Here is a 14,015-nt window from a genome sequence, read left to right on the forward strand (position 1 = left end):
GTGTGGGGAGTGTGGGGAGTGTGGGGGGAAAGATTTTTTCACCATCCTCCCACACCTCCGTCTCCTCCCACACCTCCCACACTTCCTGCTTGCCCAATGCCCAATGCCCAATGCTCCATAGTTCTTATCCTTTGATAAGCTTTAACAAAATAACTGTTAAAAAATCTAAAAATATGAGTAAATACACTCAATAAGATTGGCAGACTTGTATTTTTAGATAAATCTAGTTTTTTAGATATTTGTAAAGTCTTGGGGAATCTAGCAGATGAAGATACTGGTACTGAGTTGGGAGTTTCCACCCAGGATAGTTGGAGGAATTGCACGTCATGTAGCTGAGTTGTACCCGGAACTGGTGAAGTTAGGGCATGAAATCCATTTGATTACAGTGGAGTTTGGTCAGGCATCCATGTATGAAGTGGTGGAGGGAGTGAAGATACATCGCGTGCCAGTGGGACATAGCAATGACTTTTTCCATTGGGTGGTGAATCTCAACGAAAGTATGGGACATCATGGCGGGAAGTTAATCTTGGAGGAAGGCCCGTTTGATTTGATTCATGCCCATGATTGGTTAGTGGGAGATGCAGCGATCGCTCTCAAGCACAACTTTAAAATACCACTAATTGCCACAATTCACGCCACAGAATACGGACGTTATAACGGTATTCATACTGATACGCAACGTTATATTAATGGTAAAGAAACAATACTTGCTTACAATGCTTGGCGGATTATTGTTTGTAGCGACTATATGCGACGAGAAGTAGAACGAGCGCTACACAGCCCTTGGAATAAAATTGATGTTATTTATAACGGTATCCGAGCCGAAAAAAAACGACACCACGAAGATTTTCACGCTCTGGATTTTCGCCGCCAATTTGCCAACGACGACGAAAAAATCGTTTACTACCTCGGTCGTATGACCTATGAAAAAGGTGTACCTATATTGCTCAATGCTGCACCCAAAGTTCTTTGGGAAATGGGAGGTAAAGTAAAATTTGTCATTGTTGGTGGTGGAAATACCGAGCATCTCAAACGCCAAGCCTGGGATTTGGGAATTTGGGATAAATGCTACTTTACTGGTTTTCTCTCCGATGAATACTTAGATAAATTTCAAACCATTGCTGACTGTGCAGTATTTCCCAGCCTTTACGAACCCTTTGGAATTGTGGCTTTAGAAAGCTTTGCTTCTCGCGTTCCCGTAGTTGTATCTGATACAGGTGGTTTTCCCGAAGTAGTGCAACATACCAAAACAGGTATTGTGACTTGGGTAAATAATGCTGATTCTTTAGCCTGGGGAATTTTGGAGGTGTTGAGAAATCCAGATTATCGGCAATGGCTGGTGGATAATGCTTATGAAGATTTAGAGCAACGTTTTAGCTGGCCGAAATTAGCCAAGCAAACCGAAGAAGTTTATCAGCGAGTTGTGCAAGAGCGATCGCAAACTGGTTGGTAATATTGGGCATTGGGCATTGGGCAGAGGGGAAAACTGATCTCCCTTGCTCCCTTGTCTCCCTTGCCCCATACCTCCCCACCCCTGACTGATATAGAAATTAATAGAGGAAAATTCAATTCAAAAATTATGAATTAGAAATTACTTAACTCTATGGCTTCCAACCTGCAAGTAAATTGGGGTAGGTTGTTGGTGCGGGGAAAATTTTCTGGAAAGTATTTTGACGTTCTAGGGGTTTTTCTTTGCTCATATTCCAGAGAGTTTCATAGAAAAAGAAAGAGACACCAGCAAAGTTGCGATCGCGTACTTTTTGTACTTGCGTTTGAATTTGTTGCATGGGTATAGATCTATTTTTTAAACCAGCCAAAATACCAATGCTCACCGGAATATGGCTCTTTGCTGCCTTCACTTCTGGATACTCTAATTCACTGACAAAAACATTCAAATCATCCCGATAGATTTGCAAAACTAAATCTTCCACAATTCCCATGCGTTCCCACTTTTGCCAGTCTGCTAAAAAGTATTCGTAAGAAAAACGCTGAGGATTAGGTGCAACAGAAACAATACAATCTTTTTTAGTAGCTTTGATGGCTGTGAATACCCGCTTCATAAAGTCGGTGATTTTATTAGCTCTCCAACGTACCCATTCTGGATCTTTAAAATTTTTAGACGGAGCTTGATTGCGGTGTTCTTTTTTATAAAGTGCCACTGTATAAGCATCGTATCCTAATTCTGAAGGTAAGCCAAAATGGTCATCAAATTGGATGCCATCGATATCGTAATTTCTCACAATTTCAACAATTAAATCTTGAATAAATTGTTGTACTTCTGGGCGAAAAGGATTTAGCCAAACTCGGTCGTGTATGCCTTCTTTAACAATGCGCGTGCCATTGCTGCGACTGGTGAGCCATTGGGGACGATTTTTAGCCAATAGGGAATCTGCTGGTGCCATAAAGCCAAATTCAAACCAGGGAATAACAGTTAACCCTTTTTGGTGTCCCACATCCACAATTTCTTTGAGCATATCTCGCCCTTGTAGTCCGGGTGTGGGATCGAGCGATCGCCCAATGACTTTGGCTGCAACTTTGCTAGGATACAGTGTATACCCCCAATTCCAAACTGCTGGGTATACGGTGTTAAAATTTAGTTCATCAAGGCGTTGTAGAGATCCCTTGAGGCGATCGCGCTCGAATAACACATCACTGTCAATATTCGTTAACCACACTCCCCTTAACTCAGACGCTGGTAATCTCTGAGGAACAGTTTGAGCCGTTAAAGGCAACGAAAACATCACTGTAGCTACTACACTCAAAGTAGCCACAAGGACAAATAACCCCGATTTTCTCCTTTGGTGAATATTCCAAAACCCAACACACCACTTTACAAGCCTTTTCATCATCTACCACAAGTACGATCTAATTATCGTTTCGATTGTATGGCCAATATGAGGCATTGGGCATTGGGCATTGGGCATTGGGCGTTGGGCATTGGGCAGAGGGGAAAAACTCATCTTTCCTTTCCCCTTTCCCCTTTACCCTTTACCCTTTGCCCTTTACCCTTTACCCTTTCCCCTTCCCCCTTTCCCCAATCACTATTGAGCGCTAGCTGTAATCTGATTCCAAGCTTTAACTACTACTTGTAAATTGCTTGGCAGATTATTTTGAGAGATGTCGTTGTATTGAACTGTATTTTTTTGGCTGGTGAGAGTGTAGGTGATATAGTCAGCAGCACCACCAGGTGCAGGGTAACTGAGATTGCGGAATTGAGTGAATTTATAACGTTCTAGCGATCGCAAAAATTGTCTCACCTGTTGTACAGAAACACGGCGAACACTACGCTCAGAATCGTTAGCATCACCAATCCGCACGCGAATCAATTGTCCATTTCTGAGTAAAACAGTCTCGTAGGTTGTACCAGCAAATCCCCCACTGGAAATTTGCCGAAATACTACATCGCGATCCAAGGGTGGTGGTAACTCGCTGACTGGAATTGTTACGGGTGTTAGTGTGCTTTGGTTAGGTTTTTGATTGAGCCTAACTACCGAACCTGTTTGATTGGTGTGATAAACCAAGGTTTGTTGGCGTCCACTAACAACTACTCGCCACCCTGGTACTAAGGCTTGGGTACAGAATTCATCAGGATTCGCTAATTCTAAACAGCCATTTCTCCAAGTTTGTTGTTGAGATTCAACAATTGTTAGCTGAGAAATTGGTTGTTGCAAACGTTTGGATGCAGCCTGCAAAACAGCATTTTTTATAGATGTGGGTAATTGATTTGAAGGAGTATTTGCCGAGGCTAAACGTAGCGATCGCCCGTTGCTATCAGTATGATAAATCCAATTTTCTCTACCATTAGATACCACAACTCGCCAACCAGAAACTAAAGCTTCAGTGCAGGCTTCATCAGGTTGGGGTAATTCTAAACAACCATTACTCCAAGTCTGTTGGTTATAGTTAGTAATTTTCAGTTCTCTAGTTGAAATTCCCTCTCTGCTAGCTAAATCTTGCAGCACCGCATTAGCTACTGGACGCGGCAAGCGATTTGATTTAGTATTGTCTTTAGAAACATCACTACTTGTTTCTAGAGATAAATTTGCAGAAGCCGCTCTAGCATCTTTGATGAGTGTTAAACCACTGCTAACAGATAAAATACCAGTTAAAACCAAAGCAGTAAAAATTCTTGCTTGATTTTTAATAAAATAAGAATACACCCCAATTTTCATAGTCATACACCGCTATTTGTCAATAGTTATAAAGCTAACAAATAATATCTAGCCACTCAGCATAAAAAGCTATATAACCCCATAGCTTCATCAGTTGGGATTTGCTTAATGTTTGCCTTTTGAAGCAGATATCAAGAAAGACGCTAATGTCATGATTGTTTGTTCCTGAGGGAAACACCGTTGGGATCTGAGTAGGAAGTGGAGAATAGAAAAAGAGATAGCTCAAAAATTAGCGATCGCTCCTTGAGGTGGTTTCCTTGGTGGGAAATCAGCGATTAGCAAGCAGACCGGCAAGGCTGGTTGCGATTACATGATATGTGTTGGGCTACCGATTTTATCACTCAGTCACTTTATTGGTAATGACAAGACCCATAAGCGAGGGGGGCTATTTTCCACTAAAGTGGATAGATAAGCCTCACCCTTTTTCCTCACTCAATATCATGGGTAACACTTTTGGTCATCTATTTCGGATTACTACTTCTGGCGAATCTCACGGTGGTGGCGTGGGAGTTGTGATTGATGGTTGTCCTCCACAACTAGAAATTTCAGAAGCAGAAATCCAAGTAGAACTGGATAGAAGGCGGCCGGGACAAAGTAAAATTACAACACCTCGGAAAGAAGCGGATACCTGCGAGATTTTATCAGGGGTGTTTGAGGGCAAAACTTTGGGAACGCCGATATTAATTTTGGTGCGGAACAAAGATACTCGTCCACAAGATTATGACGAGATGGCACAAAAATATCGCCCTTCCCACGCCGATGCCACTTATGATGCAAAATATGGAATTCGCAATTGGCAAGGTGGGGGTAGGTCATCAGCACGTGAGACAATTGGCAGAGTAGCGGCAGGTGCGATCGCTAAAAAAATTCTGCGCCAAGTTGCCAATGTGGAAGTTATTGCTTACGTCAAGCGCATCAAGGATTTGGAAGGTGTAGTGGATGCAAATACTGTCACCTTAGAACAAGTGGAAAGCAACATCGTCCGTTGTCCTGATGCTGAGTGTGCCGAACGCATGATTGAATTAATCGAGCAAACTAGCAGACAAGGCGATTCCATTGGTGGTGTAGTAGAATGTGTGGCGCGAAATGTCCCCAAAGGTTTAGGCGAACCAGTATTTGATAAATTGGAAGCTGATATTGCTAAAGGTGTCATGTCTTTACCTGCTAGCAAAGGCTTTGAAATCGGTTCTGGTTTTGGCGGGACGCTGTTAACAGGAATTGAGCATAACGACGAATTTTATATTGATGAAAATGGCGAAATTCGCACCGTAACTAACCGTTCTGGCGGTATTCAAGGGGGAATTTCCAACGGCGAAAATATTATTTTGCGAGTTGCTTTTAAACCCACAGCAACAATTAGAAAAGAACAAAAAACAGTAACTCGTGAAGGTGAAGAAACGGTTTTAGCCGCCAAAGGCAGACACGATCCTTGTGTATTACCGCGTGCAGTTCCGATGGTTGAAGCGATGGTGGCGTTGGTATTGTGCGACCATTTACTACGGCATCACGGTCAGTGTAAAGTATTATAAAATTATACTGCGGTTAGCAGTCAATATTTTTAATTTGAGGGTGGATAAAGAAATCTGCCCTTTTTTACTTATGTTGTTATAGTAGCGGATAATACCTTTGTGAAGGTGCGATCGCCTCTACTATGAACATGAACAAAGAATCTGAAAATCGGCTGAAACACTTCGCTGCACTAAAATCTAAATACCAAGCTAGTAATTATCAAGATTCATCACCCTCTAGTCTGCTATATCTCATACTCCGAAAAGTTGACTTAGGAATTCAACTTAGTGATTTAGAATTTAATTGGTTGGGAGAGACTAAACTTGAGGATACTTTAAAAGCTATCAAGCAAGAGCAACAACATAAAGTACAAGAATTTGGAAATCTAGAATTTGAATTCTCAAAATTAAAGTCTAAGTACAAAGCCACAAATTATAATGTTTCATGGGAATCTAGTCATCTGTATTTCATTCTTTTGAAACTTGAGTCAGGAAATTTACTTAGTGATTCAGAAATAAAATGGTTGAGAGCAAATAATTTATATGAAACCAATAAGATTGCTCAAGAAATAAAACTATTTACTCAACTTAAATTAAAATATAAAGCTACTCAATACCAAGACTCATATCCTGATAATAAACTTTTTAAAATACTGAAAAAATTAGAGTCAACAGAACGTTTAAATGATTCTGAATATAATTGGCTTATTGATAACAAATTATTGGAAGTAGCAGAGATTTTTAAGCAACAAGAGTCAGTAAAAGAAGCTCATTTTTTTAATTTAAAAGATAAATACCAAGCAAATCAGCACTCAGATTTATCATTATCTAGTCCACTATATAGCATACTTCAAAAAATTGATGCAGGACTCGATTTAATTCAGTCACAAATTCATTGGTTAGAACAGCAAGGACTTAATCAAACAATTACCATTGCTCGCGAATTGCAACAAAAGCGAGAATTTGCTGCTTTAAAAGTTAAGTATAAAGCAACTGATTATCAAGATTCATCACCTAAAAGTCACCTATATAAAATTCTCAAAAAAATTGAGTTGTCTAATCAGTTAGACGAACAAGATATTAATTTTCTTCAAAAACGCAAGCTGAATGTGATTATAGAAATTGTAAATGAAAAATACGCTTCTACCCTAAAATATAAGGTAGATTTAGGAGAAGTACTTAATGAATCAGAAATTCAATGGTTAAAAAAGAATAAACGTGAAGATATCATTATTTTTGCTCAACAAAAGCATTTTGTTATTCTCAAAAAAAAATATGGTTTGATAGATCCTGCTCTCAAAATAGAACCATTTTATACAATTATGGTAAAGCTAGAGAAACAAGAACGTTTAGACCCGATTTTAGTAGCTCAACTAATAGATGAAAATCTATTATCTCGTGACGGCAAAATTGCTATCGGACATTACAAACTAGAAGCAGAATTTTATGAGCAGGAAATTCAGCGTACTGGGAATAAATGGCATATACCCACTGCTAGTAGTTATTGGCGTAAAGCCAATGAACCAGAACAAGCATTAAAAATTACTAACTTGGATTTAGGAAAAATCAAAGAAAGTAATCTCAAATCAGCCATTTTAGTAACTAGAGGTGCAGCATTCAGAGATATGGACAACTTAGCTGATGCTGAAAATTGTGCCATCAAAGCTATGAAGTATCAGTCTAATAGTTATCAGCCCTATACTTTAATGGGAGCAATTTGTTATGACCGTGGTAACTATGTTAAAGGTGACTATTGGTTTGAACAAGCCATACAACGCGGGGCTAAAACTGAAGATATAGATGATGAACTCAAGCGAGTATTCAGAAGTACAAAAAATGAGAATAAACGACATGAAGCCGCAGAATATTTACTTAAAAAAGATTCAAAACGCTACTCTTGGGCTAAATCTTATCTCAAAAAACCGTTAGAAAATCATAAATAAACTGGGTTGCATCGCTAAAATTCTAAGAAATGACTAGATTCATTCATGACCAATTTGCCAAAGACTACCTCGAACAATTACTAACTCCCTATGGTGAAGTTCAAGCACCCCGACGAGTTTCAGGAGGAGTGAGACAAATTGACGTTTATTTCATTCCTAAATCACAACCAAGCACTATTCCAGATACACTAGGTATATTAGGTCAGTTTGCTGCTACCGCATCGTTATTCGAGCCTTTTCGTAATGCTGCATCCGCTACAGAAATTTGCGATTGTCTTTTAAAATTATTAGAGGTACGTGGCGATTTACAACGACAAGCAAATCGAAATAACACTCGGATTATCGAATCTAATTTACCAAAATTATGGATTCTTACTCCTACAGCATCAGCCCAAATATTATCAGGATTTGGTGCTAACCCAAAAGATGATTATTTGCCTGGAATACACTTCATGCCAGAATGTTTGCGTACTGCTATAGTCGCAATTCATCAGTTACCTCTTATTCCAGAAACTTTATGGCTGAGAATCATAGGTACAGGAAAGTTTCAAAAACAAGCAATTGATGAATTAGAAGCACTGACTCCCGATAACCCTTTCCGCAAAGCAACGTTAGAATTGTTGTACAACTTACAACAAAACTTACAAGTTACTCAAAATCAAGACGAAGAAGACAGGGAATTACTTATGCGATTAGCACCACTTTACCAACAAGACCGAGAACAAGCAATACAAGAAGGCAAACAACAAGGAATTAAACAAGGAGTTCAACAAGGAGAACGCTTGGTGGTGGAAAATTTGCTCAAAGTTCGCTTTGGTGAAATAGATAATCAGCTTCAAGCAATTATTGAACCTTTATTAAGTTTACCAATAGAAGAGTTTACGCCTTTATTGTTGCATTTATCTCGTGAAGAATTAATTGATAGGTTTCGCTAATAGCTATACTTTATCACATACTTTTTTAAGATTGGGGATAAATTAAAAAATTTTCCCCATTTTATTTTGTCCTAATTTTACTTAGTGATACAGTATGATAAAAATCGGTTGTGAAATTTTTCAACAACTCAAAACTTAATTTTATAGGTTTGCATAGATGGACTTTTTAACAGTTCTAGGATTAGCAGCAGCTACATTAACTACCATCGCTTTTTTACCACAGATGTTTAAAACTTGGCAAACCAAATCAGCAAAAGACGTTTCTTTTGTGATGTTGATTACATTTATTAGCGGCGTTTTTTTATGGCTAATATACGGAATTTATCTGAAAGCATTACCAATTATTCTTGCTAACAGCGTTACTTTGCTTTTTAATTTGATAATTCTATGGCTTAAAATTAAATATAGGTAAAATAAATTCTCATCCACCTGCTAGAGTTGACTTCACCGTGTAGGTGTGATTTCTACGAAACTAACAAGATTTATTCAAACATTTTTAAAAAAGCCCGTGATATCATCTGTATTTAACTTAGAACGCCTTTTATTTACACCCACTACTCCAGATACCAACGCTATCCCTTTAATCTTCGCCTTTCCTAATGAATACAGCGTCGGGATTACTAGTCTTGGCTATCAGGTTGTTTGGGCGACTCTGGCAATGCGTGATGATGTGCAAGTAAGTCGCTTATTTACTGATACCCAAGAACAACTCCCTAGAAATCCTGAAATTGTGGGATTTTCTATTTCTTGGGAATTGGATTATGTGAATATTCTCAATTTGCTGGAATCTTTGGAAATTCCCATTGTGGGAAATTCTCGCGATGATTCTCATCCAATAATATTTGGTGGCGGGCCAGTTCTCACTGCTAACCCAGAACCGTTTGCAGATTTTTTTGATGTCATTCTATTGGGGGATGGCGAAAATTTACTCGGTAATTTGATTGAAGCTTACAAAGAAGTCAGAAATGCTTCTAGACAAATTCAACTCCAAAGATTGGCACAAGTACCAGGTATTTATGTTCCCAGTTTATATGAAGTGGAATATCAGACAAAAGATGGTGCAATCAAGTCTATTCAGCCAATTTCCCTAGAAATTCCCGCAGTGGTGCAAAAACAAACTTACCGAGGAAATACTCTCTCAGCCTCGACTGTAGTCACCGAAAAAGCAGCTTGGGAAAATATTTATATGGTGGAGGTAGTGAGGAGTTGTCCAGAAATGTGCCGTTTTTGTTTGGCAAGTTATCTGACATTACCTTTTAGAACTGCAAGTTTAGAAGGTTCATTAATTCCAGCCATTGAAAAAGGGTTAAAAGTTACAAATCGGCTGGGATTATTGGGGGCTTCTGTAACTCAACATCCAGAATTTTCTGAGTTACTAGATTATATTAGTCAGCCAAAGTATGATGATGTGCGTTTGAGTATTGCCTCAGTACGCACCAACACTGTAACAGTGCAATTAGCAAAAACTTTGGCGCAACGAGACACGCGATCGCTTACCATTGCCGTAGAAAGTGGTTCCGAAAAAATTCGGCAAATCATCAACAAAAAACTGCACAACGATGAAATTATCCAAGCAGCCATCAATGCCAAAGTCGGCGGACTCACAAGTTTAAAACTCTACGGAATGGCGGGAATCCCTGGGGAACAACCAGAAGATTTAGAGGAAACTGTGGCAATGATGCATAGTATTAAAAAAGCCGCACCAGGATTGCGGTTAACATTTGGCTGTAGCACTTTTGTACCTAAATCACATACACCATTTCAATGGTTGGGAGTCAATCGTCAAGCAGAAAAACGCTTGCAATTTTTACAAAAACAACTAAAACCCAAAGGAATAGAATTCCGCCCAGAAAGCTATAACTGGTCAATCATTCAAGCTTTATTATCCAGGGGCGATCGCAGGCTTTCTCAACTTCTGCAACTAACTCGTGACTTTGGCGATTCCTTGGGTAGCTACAAACGTGCTTTCAAACAACTCAAAGGACAAATCCCCGACTTAGATTTCTACGTCCACGCCGATTGGTCAACAGAACAAGTATTACCCTGGAGCCACTTGCAAGGGCCTCTGCCACAGTCTACACTACTAAAGCATTTGACTGATGCTAAAAGTTATTTCAACTAATCTAAAAAGGGAGATGGGGGAGATGAGGGAGACAAGGGAGTAGAAGGAGCAGGGGAGGCAAGGGGAGAATAACTAATGCCCAATGCCCAATGCCCAATGCCCAATGCCCAATGCCCAATTGCCCAATTGCCCAATTGCCCAATTGCCCAAAAATTCATACCTGAAAACTTGATGCAAACCACAGCTGAGTATTACTGCGCTTATTGCGGCGAACCCAACTTAACTTTTATTGATTTAACTGCTGGCGGACAACAATCCTATGTAGAAGATTGCCAAGTTTGCTGTAACCCAAATATTTTGTATGTCCGGGTTGATGAAGACACCCTAGATATTGAGATTGATACTGAATCTGAAAGTTGAATTTTAGGTTTTTCTTTCCATGCTGCATTTTAAACATTCCTCAATCATTAATGCACCACCAGAAGTAGTTTGGAAATTTCACGAAAGGCCAGACATTTTAAAACTGTTAACTCCACCTTGGCAGCCAGTTCAAGTAGTCCGTCGGGATGGAGGGCTTGATGTAGGTGCTATCACAGAATTTCGCTTGTTTCTCGGCCCGGTACCTTTAACTTGGCTAGCACGTCATATTGAACATGAAAAATATCGTTTGTTCGTTGACGAACAGATATCAGGCCCTTTTGAATCTTGGATACATCGACATGAATTTGAACCAGAAGATAGCGGTAAAACCAGGCTGACTGATGCTATTTCTTTTTCAATGCCTGGTGGAGAAACAGTGGAATTGATCGGCGGTTGGTTAGTGCAAGCACAACTAGAAGCAATGTTTCGCTATCGTCACTACATAACCAAACGAGAATGTGATTTAAGTTGAAAAATCAAAGCGATCGCTTCATTCTTTAGGCTTGCTTTTAATTTGAAACTAGAGATAGATAGCGCTCAATCAATGGGTAAGTACTATGAAGGATGTAATTAGTTTCTTCAGGAATATTAACAATGGTACTAACTCTTATGTCTGAGTTTTGGAATGCTGGCTTGTTGCGATCGCTTTTCTAGTTATCTAGATAATAGTATCAAATCATACTTGTGTAAATAAAAATTTATTCCATTTAATTTCCTATACTACCTGGTATGCTTTGACTATTTATAAATTATCAAGCAAAATTTTTAGTGATTATTAATACTCGTAATACTAATTGACTGACTTTTTTACTTAGCCTGATAAGGAAAAACAGTTTTTGGTATGGAGTTATTTGTGCAATAATATTTAATGTAACTTAATATTTTGCAATATATAGAGTGTTAGCACTGTACAGTTCGTAACACTAATCAATAATAGAATTTTCTATATGGTGGTTAGTGGTTCTTGCCATGACTATATTTGAGGAATTTTTACTTGAATGCTAGGCGGAGTAAAAGCGTGATCCAGTTAAAGCAATCACTCAATTATCAAAGAAAGCTAACCTTTTTCCTAAAAAAGAAATCTAATTTTAGAGGGCTTTTTATTGCTCTTTCCATTATTAGTTTATGGGCTATCAGTTTAATTTTCTTACTTTTAGTTGATATCTATAAATTAAATTTTTGGATATTCTGTGTCTTAATTCCTTGGCAAACATTTTTATATACTGGATTATTTATTACTTCCCATGATGCCATGCATGGCGTAGTTTTTCCTAAAAATTCTAAAATTAATCATTTAATTGGTAGATTGAGCCTATGTTTTTATGGGCTTTTACCATACGATAAACTATTGGCAAAACATTGGTCACATCACCGTAATCCAGCTAGTCAAATAGACCCTGATTTTCATGATGGAAAACACAAAAATTTCCTTGCTTGGTATTTCTATTTTATGAAAAATTACTGGAGTTGGGGACAAATAATTGCCATTACTTTCAGTTATCAATTTGTAAATCGTATACTCCATATACCCCATGAAAATTTAATTTTATTTTGGGTACTTCCCTCACTTTTAAGTTCATTGCAGTTATTTTATTTCGGGACTTTTATACCCCATAGCCAGCCAATTAGGGGTTATGTTCAACCACATTGTGCCCAAACTATTGACTGTCCAGTTTGGTTGTCGTTTCTTACCTGTTATCATTTCGGTTACCACAAAGAACATCACGAAAATCCTCATCTTCCTTGGTGGAAATTACCAGAAATTTATAAAAGGGGGAAATTGTTGACAGTTGACGGTTGAACAGAATATCAAAATCATTGTAGAGACGTTGCATTGCAACGTCTCTAATGCAATTCAGACCATTACGAATTAGTGATTAATTGTTTGGGTTGGCTGAGACTGCGGAAATAAAGACCGCCTACGGTTATCCAAAAAAGTAGATAACCCACAGCTTGGAGTAGATACAATTTTTGGGTGTAACCAAATAAGGTTTTGAGTAAAATACCGGGGAATTTTCGGTCAGGTAATATTGTTGAGAAATCCCAAACTTGGGGGCCTAAAACACAAGATGTATTTCCTTGTCCGCAAATACCCAAGACTTCTGGGTTGATTTGGCTAAAAGCAATGGCCGCAGCATCAATATGGCGCAGAACAGAAATTACTAACCCGGAGACAATTAGCAGCAGTAACACACCCATCACCTGGAAAAATCGGCTTAAATTAATTCGGATGCTCCATTTAAATAGCAGCATACCGATGATAACAGCGATCGCTAATCCTCCCATTGCACCCAAAACAGGCGTCAAACCTTCTTGGAACTTAGCAACGATAAACAAAGCTGTTTCTAAACCTTCGCGAAACACAGCAATAAAAACTAAACTAAAAATTGCCCAACCGGCGCTATCAGTTCCCCCCAAAGCACTTTTAACAGAACCTTCAATTTCAGCTTTGAGAAATCGCGCTTGTCGTGTCATCCAAATTAGCATCCAACTGAGCATGGCGATGGCGATTACACCCAACCCCACCTCAAAAAGTTGCTTGAACACAGGTGCATAAAGCTGCTTAGATGTCTGCAATCCTTGTAATCCCACATGAATGAGCAAACCAAATACAAAACTCGCCAAGATACCGATGAAAACACCAAAGTAAACCCAACGCTGTAATTTTTGTTGTTGAGCTTGCTGTAAACACGCGAAGACGATTCCCACAACCAAAGCGGCTTCAACGCCTTCCCTTAAGGTGATAAAAAAAGTTGGTAAAGCAGCACTCCAATTCATAGAACTTTAATAGATAATTTCACTAACAAAAATTTAGCGAGAGATTTTGAGTATACTTGCTGATTTTTCAACAACCTCTCATAACCTTCTGCCAAAGCTATGCTAACAGCGATCGCACTCAGAGCATTACCTGAAATTGGGAGTGGTGAGTGGTGACTGTTGACTGGTGACTGGGAAGTTATTATTCTCCCCTACCC

General features: G+C 38.9%; 12 protein-coding genes. 9 read left to right on the forward strand and 3 right to left on the reverse strand.

All coding sequences use genetic code 11. The annotated features are described in order from the left end of the window. Positions 1–265: 265 nt before the first annotated feature. Positions 266–1,453: a glycosyltransferase family 4 protein gene (locus GNE10_RS21575; protein WP_185566915.1), complete on the forward strand. Its 1,188-nt coding sequence runs from the start codon at positions 266–268 to the stop codon at positions 1,451–1,453. A gap of 148 nt (positions 1,454–1,601) precedes the next feature. On the opposite strand, the gene GNE10_RS21580 is transcribed toward GNE10_RS21575, so the two are convergent. After that, complete coding sequence (locus GNE10_RS21580) at positions 1,602–2,846, reverse strand: glycoside hydrolase family 10 protein (RefSeq protein ID WP_185566925.1); 1,245 nt, start codon at positions 2,844–2,846, stop codon at positions 1,602–1,604. A gap of 195 nt (positions 2,847–3,041) precedes the next feature. Then, positions 3,042–4,172 (reverse strand): hypothetical protein, encoded by a 1,131-nt coding sequence (locus tag GNE10_RS21585; RefSeq protein WP_185566916.1) that lies wholly within the window; start codon positions 4,170–4,172, stop codon positions 3,042–3,044. A gap of 440 nt (positions 4,173–4,612) precedes the next feature. Between GNE10_RS21585 and aroC the strand changes: the two genes are divergently transcribed. The 8 genes from aroC to crtW all read left to right on the forward strand — a co-directional run bounded on the left by aroC (position 4,613) and on the right by crtW (position 12,841). Further along, positions 4,613–5,701, forward strand: coding sequence for a chorismate synthase (gene aroC, locus GNE10_RS21590; RefSeq protein ID WP_185566917.1), 1,089 nt, complete (start codon positions 4,613–4,615; stop codon positions 5,699–5,701). 128 nt (positions 5,702–5,829) lie between these two features. Continuing rightward, positions 5,830–7,623 carry a hypothetical protein gene (locus tag GNE10_RS21595; RefSeq protein WP_185566918.1) on the forward strand — a complete coding sequence of 598 codons (1,794 nt, stop codon included), beginning with the start codon at positions 5,830–5,832 and terminating at the stop codon, positions 7,621–7,623. Positions 7,624–7,652: 29 nt separating this feature from the next. Next, a complete protein-coding gene (locus GNE10_RS21600; protein WP_185566919.1) occupies positions 7,653–8,558 on the forward strand; it encodes a hypothetical protein in 906 nt (301 codons plus the stop codon). A gap of 157 nt (positions 8,559–8,715) precedes the next feature. After that, the gene (locus GNE10_RS21605) at positions 8,716–8,970 is read left to right on the forward strand and encodes a SemiSWEET transporter (RefSeq protein ID WP_185566920.1); all 255 of its coding nucleotides are present in this window, start codon (positions 8,716–8,718) and stop codon (positions 8,968–8,970) included. Between the two features lie 96 nt (positions 8,971–9,066). After that, positions 9,067–10,680, forward strand: coding sequence for a radical SAM protein (locus GNE10_RS21610; protein ID WP_185566921.1), 1,614 nt, complete (start codon positions 9,067–9,069; stop codon positions 10,678–10,680). A 171-nt stretch (positions 10,681–10,851) separates the two neighbouring features. Beyond that, on the forward strand, positions 10,852–11,040 hold the full coding sequence (locus GNE10_RS21615; protein ID WP_099072430.1) for a CPXCG motif-containing cysteine-rich protein: 189 nt from the start codon (positions 10,852–10,854) through the stop codon (positions 11,038–11,040). Positions 11,041–11,059: 19 nt separating this feature from the next. Continuing rightward, a complete protein-coding gene (locus GNE10_RS21620; protein WP_185566922.1) occupies positions 11,060–11,512 on the forward strand; it encodes an SRPBCC family protein in 453 nt (150 codons plus the stop codon). Between the two features lie 546 nt (positions 11,513–12,058). Next, a complete protein-coding gene (gene crtW, locus GNE10_RS21625; RefSeq protein WP_185566923.1) occupies positions 12,059–12,841 on the forward strand; it encodes a beta-carotene ketolase CrtW in 783 nt (260 codons plus the stop codon). A gap of 62 nt (positions 12,842–12,903) precedes the next feature. Here the strand turns inward: crtW and GNE10_RS21630 are convergent, their stop codons facing one another. Further along, complete coding sequence (locus tag GNE10_RS21630; RefSeq protein ID WP_185566924.1) at positions 12,904–13,818, reverse strand: FTR1 family protein; 915 nt, start codon at positions 13,816–13,818, stop codon at positions 12,904–12,906. Positions 13,819–14,015: the final 197 nt, after the last annotated feature.

The organism is Nostoc sp. 2RC, assembly GCF_014222165.1.
In the GTDB taxonomy this organism is placed as follows: domain Bacteria; phylum Cyanobacteriota; class Cyanobacteriia; order Cyanobacteriales; family Nostocaceae; genus Nostoc; species Nostoc linckia.